Source organism: Sphingomonas oleivorans (assembly GCF_003050615.1).
GTDB lineage: Bacteria > Pseudomonadota > Alphaproteobacteria > Sphingomonadales > Sphingomonadaceae > Sphingomonas_H > Sphingomonas_H oleivorans.
Genome location: NZ_NWBU01000005.1, coordinates 420,102 through 439,048 on the forward strand (window position 1 = coordinate 420,102; position 18,947 = coordinate 439,048).

Genomic DNA, 18,947 nt, shown 5'->3' on the forward strand with positions numbered 1-18,947 from the left:
ACCGCCCTTTTGCTGGTGCAACAATGGACTTCAATTGCCGGAAAGGGAATGGGCCACGGCCGGCGCTGCGCTGAGCCGGTGCCGCAGCGCGGGGGGCACCGCGGTGAGCAGGTCGGCCATGAACTCGGCCAAAAGCCGGTAGCTGTCCGGCCGGTCCGGTCCGAAAGTGGATGCGCGGATCAGGAAGCCTTCCGCCGGCTCGCCCTGCCATGCCGCGCGCAGCACGGCCAGATTCTGGGCAAGGCCGAAGCCGGTCTGGCGGCCGGCGATCGTCATCCAGAACAGGATCGGCTCCTGCCGCTCGTCGCGCACCGCGAACATGCGCTCGGCCGCGATGTCGGCAAAGGGCGCGGGCAAGCGTTCCGGCACCCGTGGCATCGCCGTAAACCCTTGAGCCGTATAGCAAGTCGCCGGCCGATGGATGGCCAGCATGCCCGTCTGCATGCCGCCATGCGCGATAACGAGCATCACTACCGCCCCATCCTCCCGCCGATACACACGCGAGAAGCTCTGGTCATAGGCCTGGGCGATCGTCCGCTGCTCATTCTCGTCGGGCAGCACCGGCTGAAGATTGCCGTCCGTCCGCCATCGCCCGAAGCTGAGCGGCGTGGCGCCTGCCAGATCGATCTTGTCGATCGGCCGCCCCTCCGGCGTCGGCATCGCCGCCGCCAACCCCGCGCTCGACAGGCACAGCGCCGATCCGATCAGCGTCCGCCGGCTGATCATGCCGCCTTCTCCCTGCCGAAGCCGATCAACCCCAGCATCCGATCGAACAGCATCAGCCCGCCAAAGGCGATCAGGAACATCACGATCCCGGCAAAGCCATGCAGGAAACCCTGCCCCGCCGCATCCCCCAGATAATAAGTGATGAGCGCGAGGATCACGACCCGCGCGACATTGGCCGCAAAGGCGATCGGCACGACCGCCAGCAGGATCAGCCCCACCCTCAGTGGCGAACGATGCCGCGCCAGCGCCAGATAGACGACCGCCGACGCCGCCAGGCTGTACATGGACTGGAGCCCGGAACAGGCATCCGCCACGAGCAGCCGGTAATTGCCGACCTCGATCAATATTCCCTGCCGCGCCACTGGCATCCCCGCCAGATGCAGCGCGAAGGCGGCGATCTTCGATACCGCCATCTTGAGCGGGAAGGTGAGCGCCACGATCAGCGATCCGGGCAGCGGCACCACGAACGGCAAGGCGAGCAGCGGATAGGCCAGATCGACCAGGCGCCGCCAGCCGCCGATCCAGCCGAGCAGCCCCGGCAGGACGAACAGCACCGAGGCCGTCTCCACCGAAATATTGCCGAGTAGCCGGCCGCAGAGATGGATGATGAGCCCGGCCAGCAGCAGGAAAAGGAAGGGCAGCCCGGCGCCGCCGATATGCAGCCCCTCCCTCCATCGCCGCCAGGCCAGCCAGCCCGCCACCGCCAGGATGAAGGGCGAATAGGCATGGTCCTCGCTCTGCCACAGCCCGGTCGCGAGCGTCCGGACGGTGGGTGCATAGAGCAGGGCCATGGACAGAGCGGGCAGCAGCAGTTCCGCCCGCAACAGCCCCGCCACCGACCCGCCGGATGCCGCCGGCGCCTTGGGAAGCGCGACCTCAGGCAAGTACGTTGCCCAATGTCGCAACCCCACGATCGGCGAAATGGCCGACGAGCCGCCGGACCTGCCGGATCGCGGTCCGGTGCCGCTTCACCACCGTCACCGCCCCATCCGATCCGCTCGCCAGCGAAGCCACGATGTCGGGCGATTCCGTGCCCGCATCGATCAAGACGAGATCGTAGCGCGACGATAAGGGGCGCAGCCGCGTGGCCAGCGGCGCGCGTTCGAACAGTTCCGCCGGATGGGGCACGGGCGGCCCCGCCGGCAACAGCGCGAGATTGGGGATCGCCGTCGTAGAAATGGCGGCTTCCTCCTCCTGCTCGCCCGCAAGCAGCGTGGTCACGCCCCGGCGATTGGCGACGCTGAAAAGCTGGTGCTGGACCGGCTGCGCCACATTGGCGTCGACGAGCAGCACGCGATAGCCGAGTTGTGCCACCACGACCGCGAAATTGGCCGCGATCAGGCTGACCGGCGTAGCCTCGTCGGCACCCGCCATGACGAGGATGGCATTCAGATCGCCCTGTGCCGTCTTCTTCCCCAGCAGCGCCGCGCGCAGCGAACGCAGTCCCTCGGCAAGCTCCGGATCCGCGCCGAAGGCCGTGACGACCTGATCGGACACGCGCTCGTCGCCGGGAGCCAATATGTGGAAATTGAGCTGACGATCGAGTGTTTCCTTCACCACATCCTGGCTGCACAGGCCGAGATCGACGCATATCTCCCCGAACAGGCGGGACGTCTGCGCCTGTGCCGTCAGCACCTTGGCGACATCCTCTTCGCTGAGCACGCCATTCTGGACGAGCAGTTCCCCGATCCGAGGGCGCCGGGAAAGCGTGGAGACGGGAGTCACCGCCTCCCCGGTCTGCGGCGCTTCCTCCTCGATATGGCTGACTGATGATCGCAATCTCATGCCGCGGCTCCTCGGGCCTGTTGGTTGCGGGACCGGCGATGTTCATCGAGGTCGACGAGCGTCGAAAGGCCGACGCTGTCGCGGAGACCCGCCGAGCTCCTGACGCGGGGCGACAGCCATTCCAGCAGCGCCGCCAAGCCGATGCCGATTCCCAGCCCGAGCAGCAGGCCAAGGATCAGCCGCAATGCGACATTGGGGCTCACCGGATAGAAAGGCACGCCGGCCCGGTCGAGAATGCTGACATTGGTCTGCGGGATCTCGGACTTCAGCCGCGCCCCGTTCAACTGTTGCGTCACATTGTCATAGGCGAGCTTCGCCGCATCCACGTCACGCTGCAGCACCGCGAGTTGATCCTGGACGCCGGACAGCTTCAGCACCTGCTGCCGCTGCGCCGCCAGCCGCTCGCGCAGTTCCGCCTCGCGGAGCTGGGCGGCGCTGCTCGCCACCTGCAGCGAACGCGTTGCCGCCGCCACCGCCTGGTTGAGCTCGCTGTTGAGCACGCCCAGCGCCGCGCGCGCGGTGATGAGCTGCGGATGGTTCGGGCCCAATGTCGTTTCGAGTTGCTGGACCTCCGCCGCCTTGGCTACGACCGCCGCGCGCACGCCCACCACGCCGGGCGCCGATTGGACCTCGGGCGACATCGCGCCTCCACCCGCCGCACGCGCACGGGCGTCCGCCGCGGCCCCCTCGGCCGCCGCAAGCTGGTTCGAAAGCTCAGCAAGATGGCTCAGCTCGACATCGAGCTTCTCGCCCCCGATCAGCCCCTTCTCCTGCTGGAAACGGGTCAGCCGCGCCTGCGTCTCCTCATAACGCGCGCGCACGTCGCGCGTGCGGTCCTGGAACCAGTCCGAATAGACCTTGGCCGGCTCGGTGCGCAGCCTGAGCTGCGTCTTGACGAAGGCATCCGCGAAGCCATTGGTGACCAGCGCCGCGAATTCGGGATCGCTCGCCTGATACTGGACGGCCATCACATTGGTGTTGCGCGTCGGAACGACCGTCAGATTCGTCAGCAGCGAATTGACCAGCCAACTGTTGATGTCGCCCCTGCCGCCCGTCGCATCCGTCCAGCGCGCGATGACGGCGGGGCTCTGCTCCAGCTCGAGATTGCGCACCACCTGCGAGGCGACAAGCGCGCTGCGGATGATATCCGCCTGCGTGCCCAGCACCGAGGCCATCGCCATCGGCGGGGCGGCACCGGCGCCGCCTTCCGCCTCGCTGGCGAGGCTGTCGAACAGCAATGTCGCCGACGAGGCGTAGATGCGGGGCGAGAAGAAGGTCCAGACGGCGATCACCAACAGCGTCGCCATCAGGCATCCCAGCACGAGCTTCCAGCGATGCCGCATGGCCGCCATGAAATCAGCGTAGTTCATTCGAATTACCCCGCTGCTTGATGCGCCGTCATCAGCGGCTCCACCCTGGGTGGAAGCGCGGCAAGGTGACAGGCGACGAGAAGGAGTTGAGGCGCAAGACTGTCCTCAAACACATAGGTGGTTCCGTCACCCGATGGGATCAGCGCCGGACGGAGCGACGCGAAGGCTCGAACGCGCGGCGGCACATCATTCTCTTCATCCCCTTCACCCGGCTCGGCCGCGATATTGGGCGGCATCAGGCTGTCGCCCGACAGGGATAGCCGCGCCAGGTCCTCGAGATAATGGCGCATCTCCGGCCCCTGCGCCGCCAGACGCGTGAACAGCGCCGCGACGGTGCCGTTGGTCGATGTCCACATGTCGAACGCGAAGCGAAGCCCGGCCTCGGTTTCCTCGCGGCCGATCGACGAGGTCTGGCCATCGATCGCCGCCATCGCCGCGCAAAAGCAGAACAGGCGCAGATGATAGGGCGATCCCGCCGCCAGCGTGGCGATCGTCGCCTGCGCATCCGGGCTGAAATGCAGGCCGGTGCGCCGCGCGCCGCGTTCGAACAGGTCGGTCACGCTGGACATGTCGAACCGGCGCAGCGGCACCGCGACCAGATGGCGGCGCAGCGAGGGATGCGCGTCGATCAACTCGCCCACATCCCGCGCTATCCCCACGAACAGCAACTGAACGCGCGCGCGCAGATCCGAAAGCAGCTTCACAAGTGCTGCGATCTCGGTCCGCGCCGCGCCATCCAGGACACGATCAAATTCGTCGACGACCAAGATCACGTCGCGCTGCGACACCCGGCCGAGAATCGCGGCGAGCGCCCGCGCGCCGAAATCCGGCGGCAGCGCGGCGATGAGCTCGCGCACCTCCTGCCGCTCCTCGGGCAGGAAGCAGCTATCCGGAAGATCGGCGAGATAGGGTGCGAAGATCGCCGCGAAACTGCTGTCTCCGCCACAGGAGAAATAAAGCACGATATGGCCGCGCTGATCGGCATGATCGCCGAAGGCGCGGACCAGCGAGGTCTTGCCTGCCCCGCGCGCGCCATAGACCAGCGCGTGCATCCGCATGTTCAGCATCGCCCCCATCAACTGGGTAAGCTCGATCGAGCGCCCGAGAAGCTGGGATCGATCCTCGACCGGCTGGGCTGGATTGAACATGGCGAGGACGAGCGACCGCAGCCTGGCCGGCGGGACGGCCGCCTGAGCTGCGTCCGCCGTCCCGCCGGCCGATGATGCGGCGGGACGCGCCGGCAATGCATAGGGCGCCGGCGCGAGGCGCGACAGGGCCGGCGCCGGCGAGATGCCTCCCGCGAAACGCGGCGTCCGGCGCCAGCCGAACAGATTGCGCAACGCCCTCAGGATGCGACCATAGTTCATCCGTCCCCCTAGATGTTGAGAAGCGTCCGACAGCCTTTTGTTTCTCCCGCTCGCCGGCTGCTCGTCGAAGCGGCTCGGGTCGGCCCGGGTCGCATCAAGAATAGGACTGATCATATCCCAAGGCATCTAATCCGTCCCGGGACTGCAGGTACCGAGGCGAATATACGTACGAGTGTTTCCGGTGATTTTAACTGACACCCTATTTAATAGGAGAGCAGACGATTGCGTTATTCTTGTGAATCCTGCACATCTCTTCTCGGCGGATCGGTTCTGGAACAGAACTTTTTTCAAATAAATAGATCTTTCCACAATCGCGTCGTTGCGGGGGAATACGGCCACGAAAGTCGCGGACAATCCGTGATTTGCGTTGTCGATTGATGCTTGAACTGATCGATGGAGGAGCGATAGCGATGAGAGCGCTCAAAGTAATAAGGAATACAGGTGTCGCGGCCGCGCTGGCCATTGCGGCGCATGGAACGGCATCTGCCGCTACTGCAGATCTCGGCACCATCGCGCCAAACAGCTCTGCCGGGACGGTTTTCGCCCACACCCCCGGATCCTTCACGGATACGGTGACTTTCAATATCACGGCAAGTGGAACCGGTGAGGCATCTTACTATAATTTCTACGTCCTCAGCGGTAAGGTGCGTTCCAATATCGTCGATGCCTTCCTGACATTGACGGGCCCGACGAGCTTCAGCACCGCGCTGACCGGCGCGGGCCTTTATCCGGTCAGCCTGCTCGCCGGCAGCTATACCGGCACGATCACGGGCAAGGCGACGGGTTCCGATGGCGGTGCGTATAATTTCGCCATCACCGCCCCCACGCCGGAACCCGCCACGATGGGCATGATGGCGGCGGGCATGGCAATGTCGGGCTTCGTGGCCCGGCGTCGCAAAAAGGCCAGTGCCTGATGAGCTTGAGAGGAATGGCCGCGCGGCCGTGCACTATCGGTTCCCCCAATAGACCGGATCAGTGTGCCAGGCGCGGTCCCCCCCGCCTCTCAGGGGAGGCCGCCATGCTCGCCATGGCGGCCTTTCTCCTTTTGCCGGCCTGTTCGGGAGAGTCACACCAATCGACCAGTCAGGTCGTCGCGATCGTTTCCGGCGAGGAGCTCACCGCGCCGATGCTGGAAACAGAGCTTACCCGCCTGCCCGAAGGAGCGGACCGCCGCGATCCCGGCGTCCAGCGGGCGACGGTAGACCGCATGATCACGCAGACGCTCTTCGCCAAACGCGCCGAAGAGCTCGGGCTGGCGCAGACGCCAGCGGTCGCGCGGGAAATAGAGAGCGCGCGAAAGACCATTCTCGCGGGCGCCTATCTCAAATCCATCGCGGGCGAGCGCAAACCGAGCGATGCGGAGATAAGTGCCTTCTTCGAAGCCCATCCGGAACTCTTCGCCCAACGGCGCCAATATGTGCTGACCGACGTGCCCCTGCGATCGACCGCGGCCGAGATCGGCAAATATGTGGCGGCGTTCAAGCAAGGCCAGCAGGACCGCGAAAGCTTTCTCGCGCTGCTGCGGAAGGATGGCGTTTCGGCGACGGCCGGCATGATGACGGTCTCGGCCGACCAGGTGCCGGAAACGCTCGCGCGGCGGCTCGCCTCGATGACGGCCGGCGATCGCATCACCTATAGGATGGGTGACGTGCAGCATTTCGCCTGGATCGAGGAGATCCGGCCGAGCCCCGTCCCGCTCGCGCTCGCGCGGAGCTCCATCGCCAGCTTCCTCTCGCAGAAACGCATGGCCGAAATCGCCGAATCCAACGGCAAGACCATGCGAGCAAAGGCCAAGGTCGAATATGGCGATGTAGGCAAGATGATCCTGGCAAAGGCAATGCCGGCCGCCACGCCGCCCGTCCGGCCCGGCGCCGCCATGGAGAACAGGAAAGATCAGATCATGCGCGGGGCGGCCGGCCTCTGAATCGGCAAGGGAGGGGAATGCCTGCCCCTCCCTCCAGCCACGACAAGCGAATGGGCGGCGCGGAAGCCGCCTCCGATCAGAAGATCCGCTCCCGCACGAACAGCACGTCGCCCTTGCGGACAGCCGCCTCGAGATCCGCTTCGGCCGGCCTCTGTCCCTGGCGATAGAGGGTGATCCGCCGTTCGGTTCCCGCCAAGGTGGGGCCGCCGCCGCGGGCCAATGCCTGGCGCAGCGTCATGCGGCTCGATATAGCATAAGCGCCGGGCGCGCCGACCTGCCCATAGATGAAGAATTGCTCGGCCTGCGGCACGAACAGCACGTCGCCCGGCTTCAACTGCACATCCGCCTTGGGATCGGAGGCAAGCGACGCAATCTCCAGCGAACGGATGTCCGCCTCGCCAGCACGGCGCAGCGTCACCCGATCGCTACCGTCGGACCGTACGCCGCCGGCCCGCGCCAACATGCTGCTCAGCGTCTGCGGACGGTCGAGCGGATAGATGCCCGGCACTGAAAGCGCGCCGAGCACTGTTACTGATCGGCTGACATAGGCAGCCACCTCCACATTGACGACAGGCTGCTTGACGACGCCGCCGCTCCTGAGCCGGGTGGCGATCCCGTCGGCCAGCCCCTGCACCGTCTGGCCGCTGGCGCGCATCGACCCGATTACGGGAAGCGTGACCGCGCCGTCCGACTTGACGCGCGTCTTCACGGTGAGTTCGGGCTGGCCATAGACAAATATATCGATCTGATCCTCGGGCCCCAATATATAGCCTGGGTCGGTCTGCGCATGGGCCGGCCCTGGGTCGGTCTGCGCATGGGCCGGCACTGCCATACAGGCCAGGAGCAAGCCTCCTCTCGCGATTATCCTTCCAATCATGCCCATTCTCCCTAGAAGCGATAGCCGAGGCGGATGCCCGCCCGCGTGCTGCGATAGTCGTAGAAATCCGTCGCGGAGGTGCGCCGGGAATGGCCGAGCTCGACCTCGCAATGGAATGCGTCCGTCAAGGCATAGTCGAGCGAGACGGCCAGTTCGGTGGTGCGATCCGAGACACGAAGCGGCAGGCCCTCGCGCTGGGTCTCGCCACGAAGACTCCGCCTGGCGAAAGCCGCGCGCGCCTCGATGGTCGTTCGCGCGCTCAATTTCCGCGAGGCGATCAGCGACGCCTTGGTATCCACGATAAAGCTCACGCCGAAGCTGCTTTCCCCCCGCACGTCGCGAGCGAAGCGCGTCGTCAGGCTGGTGGCAGGCGACGGCGACCAGATTATCTCGCTCTGCCAGCCGAGGCCGGAAAAGCTGGGCGTGGTGGGAAGTCGCGGATCGGTGAAGATGGCGCTGAGGCCGATATTGCCACGCAAGCGGGCCGCGACATCCCGCTCGAACCGCAGCCCGGCGCGATGGATCCGCGTCTCATCCTTCAGCCCGCCGAGCGAGACGGCCGCGTTCGGCCGCTCGATCGCCCCATAGGAATAGAATAGCATCAGATTGCCGAGGCTGGGCCGGGCATAAACGAGCGCGGCGCCCACTACATAGGATCGCAGGTCGAACGGCTTGCGCAGATCGCTGCTATTGTCGACCAGCGTGCGGGACGCGGTGAGCAGCGGATAGAGACCCGCGGGCTTGGGGCAGGAAAATGCGCCCTCAAAGATACGCCCGCGCGAACGGTTGCGCTCGATGACGCCCAGATCGGCGACATCGGTCTGGTGAAAATCCGCCGTCGCCGAAAGATCAGCCAGACATCGCGCGCCCAGGGCGATGCGGCCGCTCCCCGTCAGCCCGATCCGCTCCCCCTCCAATCGATCGTTGCGGCCGTAGAAATCATAACCCGCGCTGCCCTTCAGATAGACGTCGTGACGCCCGAACGAGCGCTTGATGTTGACGTTGAGCGAGGGCGTGATCCGGACATCGCCTTGATTGGGAACCGGCCGGAGGTCGTTCCCGCGCAGCAGATTGTCGTCATATAGGGTCGCGACACTCACCCAGGCGCCGGTCCTGAACGTCTGCGCCGGCGCGCAAGCGGGCATCAGCAGCAGGGACAATCCGGCCATCATGGCAACCGAACTTATGTGAGGAGAGCTCCGCCATGCCGAGGCGCGGATTTCCATCCCCCGTAAATAACGTCCGCTGTTCACACTAATGCCTCCCCCCGGTCGGCAAATGAAGATTCACCTCAACCCAAGGGATGACATAATTTCCATCAGTAATGCGTTCCACATCCTACCTACGTGCTTATACTCACAGTTAAGCGATTTGGACCATCCCTAGTCCAGATTGCACTAGTTCGCTAAAAACAAATTCGGCCTACCAGTCTCGGCCTCAATAAACATCGACATTAAACGGCAGGATGGCCATATGGTCCTACGGACACCGGAACGACATTTTCCGCCTGAAGCCGCTCCCGCCCGGAACGCACCCGCCGGGACGTCTATCGCGGGCGGCATCATCCTGATCGCCGCCACCAGCTTCAACGCGGCACTCGCCCTGATAAACGGCCATGTCACGCCCGTCAGCTATCTCGGGGTGGCGCTGGTGCAGACCATGCTCACGGTGGCGAGCCTGGCGATCGTGCTGATCGTGCGGCCGCCGGGCGTGACGCGATGGCTGGTCGGCCTGTGGGCCGCGGCCTGCGGTTTCCTGCTCCTGTCGCTCCTGCGCGGGCTCGTGGAGTTCAAATATCTTGCCGACATACTGATCATATTGATCTTCGTGATGCTCGGAATGGCCATTCGATCGAAGACATTGGCCTGGGTTCTCCTGATCCTCCAGGCAATTCTGGTCGCGGTGGCGCTATGGGAACTATTGTTCCCGCAAAATTTCGGCGACACCTTCCTGGTGAGAAGCTATTATGTGAATTCGCGCTCCTTCTTCGACGAAGGTTTCTGGTCCGCGCAGGAAAATCTCTATCTCTCCGCGGAACGCCCCAGCGGCCGAATGATCGGAGCCGCCACCGGCTTCCATCGCGCCTCCTCCCTTTTCCTCGAGCCCGTCTCGCTGGGCAATTGGACGATCGTCGTCACACTGGGCATCGCCGCGCTGCAATCGACGCTTTCGCGCACGATGATCGTGCTGCTGGCGATCGGGAATATCCTATTGCTGTTCGCCTGCGACGGGCGGCTCGCGCTCGCCATCAATCTGCTGCTGCTGGCGGCATGGCCGATCCTGCCGCGGCTGCCGCGATGGCTGCCGCCCTTGTTCCTGCCGCTCATCTTCCTGGCGCTGCTGCTTGCCTCGGCGACGGGCCTGCTCGCCGAACAGGGCGATACGTTGATCGGGCGCTTCCGTTACGGGCTGGACTATCTGCTCGGCCTCAATGCACGAGACCTGCTCGGCCTCTACGCCAGGGGTGGCGTCGTCGCGGCGGATAGCGGCTGGGCCTATTTCATCCTGACCCAGTCGATCTTCGGCTTCGCGGCGATCTGGCTTGCACTCACGCTGCACAGCGCGCCCGGCACGGCCGGCGAACGCCGTTTCATCGCGGGCATGGCCATTTTCGTCGCCCTGTCGCTGCCCGTCAGCTATTCGATCTTCTCGATCAAGACGGCCGCCCTGCTATGGGCGCTGTACGGCAATCTTCTGTCCCGGGGCATATCCGAGCGGATGGCAGGGCAACCGGCTGGCACACCCAATGTCCGGCCGATCATGCCAAGTAGACTCGGAAACACCAAAACAAATCCCGCATGATACCTTAGCATGTTGGTCCTACGTATTATCTCTACCTTACTTGCATGTAGAATGAGGCGTACCCCTTAAAACCACAATAAGGGGCAAAGATTATGATGAGTGAGCGTATTCCTGAAACCCCTCACCTGACAGAGCGAGAACTACTTGTCCTTGCCTTGGTCTCAAAGGGATATTCTGCAAAAGAAGTCGCACAAGAACTCAGAATAGCTCCTCGGACGGTCGAAAAACATATCGATCATGTACGATTGAAGATCAGGGCACGGAACCGGACGCATATGGTCGCCCAGGCGATATCGAGGGGCCTTCTGGCCGAATAAAAGGGGATGTCGCAGACTCTCTATCTCGATCCGCGCTTCGGCGATCGCGCGGTCGGAAGCGGCGCATCCCTTCCGCGCCCTTCCGGGCCATTGGCCTTTGTCCTGGTCCGCTCGCTGATGGTGGCAGCCTTGATATCCTTCGCTCCCGGACGCGCCCATGCGCAGGCCCCGATCCTGCCGCCGCCCAGCCGCGATCCGCTCGCGATCGATCCTTCGCGCGACATGATCCTCGCCCTGGGCCGCAGCAGCGGCAGCGCCCAGCAATTTCGCGATGCGATCGCCGAAGCCGTCCGTCGTCACCCCGCGATCGACGAGAGCTTCGCCGGCGCGCGCGAGGCTGCAGCCGGCAGACGCGCCGCACGTCAGACGATGTACCCGTCGATCGACACGACGCTTTCCACCTATCGCGTGCTCTCCCGCGAATTTTCCGACGATCCGAACAACATCATCGAACGTTCGCGCGCCAAGACCCGCACCGACGCGATCCTTTCCGTCCAGCAGACACTGGTCGATTTCGGCGCGGCATCGTCCCGCGTGGCGGCCGCGAGCGCGCGGATCCGCGCGGCGAATGCCGAGATCGACAATACGGCAGACGGCATCGCGCTGCGTGCGATCGGCGCATGGTACGACGTCTTCGCCTTCAATGCGCTGGTCAGGCTCGCCGAGGCATTCGTCGAAAGTCAGCGGCAATTGCGACAGGCGGTGGAACAACGCATCGCCCAGGGCGTCTCCGCGCCTGGAGATATCGCACGCGTGGACAGCTATATCGCCTCCGCCTCCACCCGCCTTGCCGGCTATCGCCGTTCACGCGCCGAGGCGGAAGCGCGCTTCCAGGAGCTTTTCGGGCTGCCTGCCCCGCCCGGGCTGATGCGCGCCTCCACCCTGCCGGCGATCGAAGGCGAGCGGATGGCACAGGGGCCGGAACCGTCCATTCCCGCGGTTCGGGTGGCGGAGGCATTGGCGGAAGCGGCACGGCGGGAAGCCCGTGCCATCCGCGCGGAAACCGCCCCCTTGCTCGCCGCCGGAATAGATGCCGGCCGCTATGGCGTGTTCGAAACCGACCGCGACTATGACATACGCGCGCGCCTGACGCTGCGGATGCGGCTGTTCGGGGGCATCGATCCCCAGGCCGACGAGGCCCGCGCCCGCGCCGAAGCGGCCGAGGCCCGGGCATTCCGCGTCCGCGAGGAAGCCGCGCGGGACGCGGCCATCGCCGCATCGGATGTAGATGCGCTGGAACGGCAGCTCGTCGCGGTCGAGGAAAATTATCTGGCGAGCCGCCGTTCGCGCGACGTGCTGCAAGAACGTTTTCGGGTCGCGCGCGGAACATTGTTCGACGTTCTGGCGACCGAGGATGACTATTTCGAAACCGCCGCCACCTATATCCGCGCGGTCGCGGATCTCGATACGGCGCGCTATGTGCTGCTGTCCAGGACGGGGCGGCTCCTGGCGGCGCTGTCGATCGCCCCGACAAGCCCCGTGAGGCCGTGATGATGAACGAGCGCCTGATCCCCGAGCGCCCGCCGCGCTTCGCCCCCTGGCTGTTCGAGCCGATGCGGCGCAATTCGGCCATTTATGCCAAGGTCGCGCTCGCCGCGATGATGATCAACCTGTTCGGCATCGCCACCTCGCTCTTCACCATGACGGTCTATGACCGCGTCGTCCCCAACAACGCCACATCCTCGCTGATCGCGCTTTCGATCGGCCTCGGCATCGTCATCATCTTCGATTTCGTACTGCGGATGCTCAGGGCCTATTTCGTCGACATTGCCGGCGCGCGGATCGATCATGAGGTGGGCGAGACGGTGTTCGCGCGGCTGCTCGCGCTGCGTCTCGATACCAAGCGGGGATCGACCGGCGCCCTGGCCGGAATGATGCGCGAGCTCGAAACGCTGCGCGACTTCTTCGCCTCGGCCACGCTCACGGCCGTCGTCGACGTTCCGTTCATCATCCTCACGCTGATCGTCATCGCGCTGATCGGGGGACCGGTGGTGCTGGTGCCGCTCGTCATGATCCCGATCGTCCTGCTCGTGGGATGGCTGAGCCATCCCGCGATGGACCGGCTGTCCGCGCGCGTGATGGGCGAAGGCCTGCTCAAGCAATCCGTGCTGGTGGAGACGATCGGCGGACTGGAAATGGTCAAGGCGGCGGGCGCGGGTCCGCTGCTCGGCCGCCGCTGGTCCCGCGCGATGATCCAGCAATCGGACAGCGCGCTGCGCCAGCGATTGATCTCGACCATCAGCATCACCGCCGCATCGACCGCGAACACGCTCGCTTATGCCGGCGTCGTGATCGTGGGCGTCGGCCTCATCGCAAATCAGGAACTCACGACCGGCGGGCTGATCGCCTGCTCGATCCTTGTCGGCCGCGCCATGGCGCCGCTGGGCCAGATCGCGCAGCTCCTTTCGCGGATCGCGGCCACCCGGACCGCCTATCGCCAGATAGACGGCATGATGAAGTCGCCATCGGAAGGTCCCGCGGGCGACGCGCTCAAGCTCGCCGGCGTCAAGGGCATGATCGAATTTCGCGACGTCGTCTTCTCTTATCCCGGCGCCACCGGAAAGGCGCTCGATCGGGTCAGCTTCACGATCGGCGCGGGGGAAAGGGTGGCGATCCTCGGCCGCGTCGGATCGGGCAAGTCCACCGTCGCGCGGCTGATCCTCGGCCTGTACCAGCCGCGCGAAGGACTGGTGATGATAGACGGCACGGATATCCGCCAGCTCGATCCGGACCGGCTGCGGCACCATATCGGCGCGGCGCTCCAGGAAAGCGTGCTGCTGACCGGCTCGGTGCGCGAAAATATCACGCTCGGCCGGCCGCATATCAGCGACGAGGAGATGATCCGCGTCGCCGACATTTCGGGCACCCATCAGTTCATGGGCGGAATCGCGAACGGCTATGACCTGAAGCTGGCGGATCGCGGCGAAGGGCTTTCGGGCGGCCAGCGCCAATCCATCGCGATCGCGCGCGCGCTCGCCGGCAGTCCGCCGCTGATCCTGTTCGACGAACCCTCCAGCGCGATGGACGCCCAGACGGAGATGGGCCTGCTGCAACGCCTCGACGAGGAGCTGGGGGAACGCACGCTGGTGCTGATAACGCATCGGCCGCCTCTGCTGCGGCTCGTCCAGCGCATCATCCTGCTCGATCATGGCAGGGTGGTCGCCGATGGGCCGCGCGACCAGATATTGCGCCAGATCGGCCGGCCACGGGCAGCATGAGCATGGAACGCCCCCATATCGAGGATTATGCCGGGGAAATTCGGCCGCGGGCCGTATCCGCCGTCCTGCTCTGGACGATCCTGGCCTTCTTCCTGATCTTCCTCATCTGGGCGGCGCTCACCCAGCTCGACCGGACGGTCCGCGGCCAGGGGCGCGTGATCCCCAGCTCGCGCCTGCAAATCCTGTCCAATCTGGAGGGAGGCATCGTCTCCGACATAGTGGTGCGGCCGGGCCAGAATGTCCGCATGGGCGATCTTCTGATACGGCTCGATCGCACTCAGGCGGGCGCCGAATATGCCTCGAGCCGCGCGACATCGCAGGCGCTTTCGGCCAAGATCGCGCGATTGCAGGGGGAGATTGCGGGCCGGGAACCCGTCTATCCCATCGGTCAGGGCAATGCCGCGGACGAGCAGGTCGCCATCGAACGCGCGCTGCATCTCGCGCGGGTCGCGGAACTTGCGAGCCAGCAGAATGCGGCACGCGCGCGACTCGATCAGGCGGAGCGCGCCGTCGCCGAAGCGATCGCGACCCGGGCCGCGCGAAACGCCGCCCGGGACGCGGCCATTGCCGAACGCGACCTGATCGCCCCACTGGTGGAACGCGGCATAGAACCCAGGCTTTCGCTGATCCAGACCAGCAATGCCGCATCCGTCGCCACCAGCGAGGCGGCCACGGCCGAGGCAGCGGTGGCACGCGCCAAGGCGGCGGTAGCCGAGGCGCGCGCCGCGCTGGCACAGACGCGGCTGGACTGGCGTGCGCGCGCGGCGGAGGAACTCGCCACCACCCAGGCCGAGGAGGCCGCGCGCCGTCGCGCGCTTCCCGCGCTGGAGAACCGCCTCGCCCGAACGGTGGTGCGCGCGCCCCTTTCCGGCCGGATCAACCGCGTTCTGGTCACCACCATCGGCGGATCGGTGAAACCCGGCGATCCGCTGGTGGAAATGGTGCCTTCGGGCGAAAATCTGCTGGTCGAGGCGCTGGTCAATCCCAAGGATATCGCCTTCGTGCGGCTGAACCAGCCCGCGAGGGTGAGCATCACCGCCTATGACCAGGCGATATATGGCTCGCTGGACGGGCGGGTCATATCCATTTCCCCCGATGCCGTCGTCAACGAACGGACGGGCGAAAGCCACTATATGCTGCGCATCCGCACCACGAAGAACAGCCTGGTCGATCGCTATGGAACGCCCCTGCCCATCGGCCCGGGGATGATCGCCGATGTTTCGCTGCTCGGCGAGAAGCGCTCGATCCTGTCCTATATCCTGACGCCGATAACGCGTCTTGCAGAGCATGCATTCCGGGAATGAGGTTAACTTGAATTAACTTATTGTTAACCATATTTGCCTGAGACTTGATTCCTGGTTTTTCTTTCTTTTACTCACAGGATCTGGCTTACCGAGTATTCCTACTTAGGGATTTGGCCTCGACCTGCATCATGTACCAGATGCCATCATACATACCATTGAGATATATGGACTTTTTCAAGATCCCAAGCTAGGAATCCTTGCCCCGTCGCTTGGGACCGAACCAGAACGGTGATTTCTTGTTTTCTCTTCGCTAGTGCAGCATGACCAATCAGGGTATGACAAAGGGGATAATAATTCTGAACCGCTAAACTGGTACGGGAGGTTGGATGTTAAATATGCTGATGGAACCGATCGCAACGCTCACGAGCCGGGAAGCACAGGTACTCAACCTGGTAGCTCAGGGATCTTCCGCCAAGGAAGTAGCCCTCATTCTCGACATGGCACCTCGCACCGTCGAGAAGCATCTCGACCATATAAGGCTGAAGATGCGGGCGAAAAATCGCGCGCACATGGTCGCCAAGGCAATAGCCAGCGGTCTTCTGCCGAATATCTGACAGCGCGGTGGCTGGTCATTCGGGCACCCTCCTTGCCTGAGGCCGCCATCGCAGCACCAGAACGCCGGATATTCCGGTCGCCGAAGCCTAATATGCGAAAGCGACCGATCCGGCGGCCCGCAATATAGCCTATATTATCCCAATATCTCCATGCTGCCGGATATGGTTCGAACATGGGTTGGGACCGATATCCATCCTTCAAGACATGATATCGTCACATCTCTGTAGAACAGTGGGCGTATTTGAAGATCATGGAATTGATCCGACTCGAATAGAGTCTCCGAAAGAATATTTGCAAGATAAGTAGAGGGCAGCGGAGCTTCCGGCGAACTTGTCCTGCCATTTTCGGCGCGGCGATATGCCGCAGGCGCCCCTTCCGTCGCACCTGTCCCCTATGCTCCCGACCATGAAGCCAGCGGAGTGGGCGATATTCCTTGCCCACTCCGGCCAAGAAGGGCCGAAGGGACGGCGCGCATGCACAGCCTTCGCATGGATGCATCCATCCGCCATGCCATGGCATTGCCCCGGACATTGCTGCCCGGGGCGTTTTCGCTTCAGTTGTGCTGGACTTCAGTTGTGCTGGACATGGCCCGAATGCGCGGCCGAACCCTGGGCATTGCCGCTGGCGGAGCCAGAAACGCTGCCCGCGGCATTGCCGGCGGTCTCGCGCGCCGTACCGGCGGCGCCCTGTGCGCGGCCGGCCGCCTGCCCTGCCGCGCCCTGTGCCGCACCCGCGGCATGGCTGGCAGCACCTCGTGCCGTGCCCGCAGCCTGACCGGCAAGACCCGCCACCTGATCGGTGCCGACCGCCTGAACGCCGACACTGGCATTTTTCTCAACGCTCTTCGATCCCGAGACATTGCCGCCGCCATTGGCCGAACCGACCGGACCCGCGACGGAGGTGGCACCGTTCAGCGCCCCGGAGACGGTGCCGGCAAGTCCGCCATCGACGCTCGCGCTGCCGCTGCGGGCATCGACCGACTTGTTCGCCTGCGCATTGCCCGAACCGGTGACGCTGCCGCTCAGGCTTTGCGTCGCCGAGCCGACCGAACCCAGCGAGCCGCCGAGGCTGCCGGCACCGCCGAGCGCGCCATTCAGCGTGCCGCCGAGGCCGCCACCCAGGCTGCCGCCGCCGAGCAACTGCGCGCTCGCCGGCGCGGCGATCACCGCCGCCACGATCGCGGCGGCGGTCGTCAGGCGAAGCTTGATTTCCTTGGACGAGGTCATGTCATTCTCCTCTGCTTGACCGGGCGTTCGCACCGGCTTCACCAAGGACAACGACAGGGATTCGACGCTTAATCCCTCGATCGAATATTTTTTGCCCGCATGCTTCAGCGCACACCCATGGCAGCCGGCGGCACGCGGCATTCCCGACAGACAATGCCCCGGCCCAGCGCCTTGCCCTTGCCCGGCACGGCGCTCGCCGCCACGCTTGCCATCGGCGCCAGCGCGAGCCGCGCCGCGACCAGCGGTGCGGCGAAGGAGGTGCCGCGCAACGCCTCATAGCCGCCGCCGGGCACCGCGCCCGCCATATCGGCGCCGGGGGCCGCGAAATCGACATGGGTGGCGCGCCCGGCCTCGATCAACTGCCGGTCGCGGGCATCGACGCCCGTCACCGCGACCACGCCCGGATAGGAAGCGGGATATTGCGGCGGCGCTGCCGGCCCGTCATTCCCCACCGGCGCGACCAGGATCGTGCCGCGACGCGCCAGCGCCTTGACCGACGCTTCGATCAGCCGATTGGGCGGGCCGACGAGGCTGATGTTCACCACCGCCACTTTGCGCATGGCGAGCCAGCCCATGGCGCGCGCGATCGCCTCCGCCGATCCGCCGGCGGGCTGGCCGCCATAGACGTCGGCGGCGAGCAGCGCGGCACCCGGCGCCACGCCGCGAAAGCGCCCCGCCTCCCCCACCAGCAGCGAGGCGACCGCCGTGCCATGGCCGGTCGCCTTGACGCCGGCAGGGGTGAAGCCGCGCTGCTCGATCCGGGCGCCGGCCAAAGCGGGATGCGCGCCCACCCCGCCATCGATCAGGCCGATCACGACACCGCCCGCCTGCCCCGGCCGCGCGGGCTGCTGAGGTGCGGCGGGCGCACCGCCGGCAGGCTCATAGACATGGTTGAGCTCATAGCTGCCCGACGGATCGGCCTGGCGCAGCGCCTCGATCGCCTTGCGCGCACGCATCCCCTTGGGCGTCGCCAGCACCGTGACCGCAATGCCGACCCCCTCGATCGAATCGCGCCTTATTTGCCGGAATCCCAGCCGCTCCGCCGCAGCGAGGCCGGCCGGCGTCATGTCCAGTCCGATCACCTCATCCTTGCGGATCGGCGCGCCCTCCGCATCCATGTCGAGCAGCTCGCGATTGTTGCGGACGAGGTCGCGCAGCCGTGCCCGGCGCAGAGAGAGCAGGCTGGAGGGCGCAAGCTCGGCCCCGAGCGGCCGGATGTCGAGCGGGGAAACCGACGATATGGGCGGGACGATCGCGCCGCCCGGCTGACCGCCGGAAAGGACGGGGTCGAGCACGCCGGAGGGCAATTGATTGACGACGCCGGGCAGGAGCTGCGGCGTGGCGGGAGCCGCCATCGCCAATGCCCCGAAGAGAAATGCCGCTTTCATTCCTGGTCGCATGATCCGCCTTCACTTTTCATCTTGGTCGATGGATTAAACGAAGACGAGCGGGCGTTTCATCCGCATGAACATGAGG

Annotated in this window: 17 protein-coding genes; 8 read left to right on the forward strand and 9 right to left on the reverse strand. The window is 65.2% G+C overall.

Features of this window, described 5'->3' with window-relative positions; genetic code table 11:
* Positions 1-30: 30 nt before the first annotated feature.
* Genes CLG96_RS07410 through CLG96_RS07430 form a run of 5 tightly spaced genes read right to left on the reverse strand, consistent with a single transcriptional unit; the run spans position 31 to position 5,248 of the window.
* Positions 31-726 (reverse strand): exosortase C-terminal domain/associated protein EpsI, encoded by a 696-nt coding sequence (locus CLG96_RS07410; protein WP_107967207.1) that lies wholly within the window; start codon positions 724-726, stop codon positions 31-33.
* The gene (gene xrt, locus CLG96_RS07415; protein WP_107967208.1) at positions 723-1,610 is read right to left on the reverse strand and encodes an exosortase; all 888 of its coding nucleotides are present in this window, start codon (positions 1,608-1,610) and stop codon (positions 723-725) included. Before xrt ends, CLG96_RS07410 begins: the two co-directional genes overlap by 4 nt.
* Positions 1,603-2,511 (reverse strand): CpsD/CapB family tyrosine-protein kinase, encoded by a 909-nt coding sequence (locus tag CLG96_RS07420; protein WP_107967209.1) that lies wholly within the window; start codon positions 2,509-2,511, stop codon positions 1,603-1,605. Before CLG96_RS07420 ends, xrt begins: the two co-directional genes overlap by 8 nt.
* Entirely contained in the window at positions 2,508-3,881 is a 1,374-nt protein-coding gene (locus CLG96_RS07425; protein WP_107967210.1) for a GNVR domain-containing protein, read from the reverse strand. Before CLG96_RS07425 ends, CLG96_RS07420 begins: the two co-directional genes overlap by 4 nt.
* 5 nt (positions 3,882-3,886) lie before the next feature.
* Positions 3,887-5,248 carry an ATP-binding protein gene (locus CLG96_RS07430; protein WP_165799579.1) on the reverse strand — a complete coding sequence of 454 codons (1,362 nt, stop codon included), beginning with the start codon at positions 5,246-5,248 and terminating at the stop codon, positions 3,887-3,889.
* A gap of 377 nt (positions 5,249-5,625) precedes the next feature.
* Between CLG96_RS07430 and CLG96_RS07435 the strand changes: the two genes are divergently transcribed.
* Together CLG96_RS07435 and CLG96_RS07440 are read left to right on the forward strand one after the other, a co-directional pair.
* Positions 5,626-6,162, forward strand: coding sequence for an FxDxF family PEP-CTERM protein (locus CLG96_RS07435; RefSeq protein WP_107967212.1), 537 nt, complete (start codon positions 5,626-5,628; stop codon positions 6,160-6,162).
* A gap of 104 nt (positions 6,163-6,266) precedes the next feature.
* The gene (locus CLG96_RS07440; RefSeq protein WP_165799580.1) at positions 6,267-7,172 is read left to right on the forward strand and encodes an EpsD family peptidyl-prolyl cis-trans isomerase; all 906 of its coding nucleotides are present in this window, start codon (positions 6,267-6,269) and stop codon (positions 7,170-7,172) included.
* A 76-nt stretch (positions 7,173-7,248) separates the two neighbouring features.
* On the opposite strand, the gene CLG96_RS07445 is transcribed toward CLG96_RS07440, so the two are convergent.
* Positions 7,249-8,019, reverse strand: coding sequence for a polysaccharide biosynthesis/export family protein (locus CLG96_RS07445; protein WP_243395669.1), 771 nt, complete (start codon positions 8,017-8,019; stop codon positions 7,249-7,251).
* A gap of 41 nt (positions 8,020-8,060) precedes the next feature.
* Entirely contained in the window at positions 8,061-9,209 is a 1,149-nt protein-coding gene (locus CLG96_RS07450; protein WP_165799581.1) for an outer membrane beta-barrel protein, read from the reverse strand.
* A gap of 313 nt (positions 9,210-9,522) precedes the next feature.
* Between CLG96_RS07450 and CLG96_RS07455 the strand changes: the two genes are divergently transcribed.
* The 6 genes from CLG96_RS07455 to CLG96_RS07480 all read left to right on the forward strand — a co-directional run bounded on the left by CLG96_RS07455 (position 9,523) and on the right by CLG96_RS07480 (position 16,244).
* Positions 9,523-10,851: a polysaccharide biosynthesis protein GumE gene (locus CLG96_RS07455; protein WP_107967215.1), complete on the forward strand. Its 1,329-nt coding sequence runs from the start codon at positions 9,523-9,525 to the stop codon at positions 10,849-10,851.
* Between the two features lie 95 nt (positions 10,852-10,946).
* A complete protein-coding gene (locus CLG96_RS07460) occupies positions 10,947-11,168 on the forward strand; it encodes a response regulator transcription factor (protein WP_243395682.1) in 222 nt (73 codons plus the stop codon).
* A gap of 6 nt (positions 11,169-11,174) precedes the next feature.
* On the forward strand, positions 11,175-12,659 hold the full coding sequence (locus CLG96_RS07465; protein ID WP_107967217.1) for a TolC family protein: 1,485 nt from the start codon (positions 11,175-11,177) through the stop codon (positions 12,657-12,659).
* A 2-nt stretch (positions 12,660-12,661) separates the two neighbouring features.
* A complete protein-coding gene (locus CLG96_RS07470; protein WP_107967297.1) occupies positions 12,662-14,386 on the forward strand; it encodes a type I secretion system permease/ATPase in 1,725 nt (574 codons plus the stop codon).
* A gap of 2 nt (positions 14,387-14,388) precedes the next feature.
* Positions 14,389-15,690, forward strand: coding sequence for an HlyD family type I secretion periplasmic adaptor subunit (locus CLG96_RS07475; RefSeq protein WP_107967218.1), 1,302 nt, complete (start codon positions 14,389-14,391; stop codon positions 15,688-15,690).
* A gap of 335 nt (positions 15,691-16,025) precedes the next feature.
* Entirely contained in the window at positions 16,026-16,244 is a 219-nt protein-coding gene (locus tag CLG96_RS07480) for a response regulator transcription factor (protein ID WP_243395670.1), read from the forward strand.
* Between the two features lie 570 nt (positions 16,245-16,814).
* On the opposite strand, the gene CLG96_RS18975 is transcribed toward CLG96_RS07480, so the two are convergent.
* Positions 16,815-17,471, reverse strand: coding sequence for a hypothetical protein (locus CLG96_RS18975; RefSeq protein WP_207796621.1), 657 nt, complete (start codon positions 17,469-17,471; stop codon positions 16,815-16,817).
* Between the two features lie 104 nt (positions 17,472-17,575).
* Positions 17,576-18,859 carry a S8 family serine peptidase gene (locus CLG96_RS07490; RefSeq protein WP_107967220.1) on the reverse strand — a complete coding sequence of 428 codons (1,284 nt, stop codon included), beginning with the start codon at positions 18,857-18,859 and terminating at the stop codon, positions 17,576-17,578.
* Positions 18,860-18,947 lie beyond the last annotated feature (88 nt).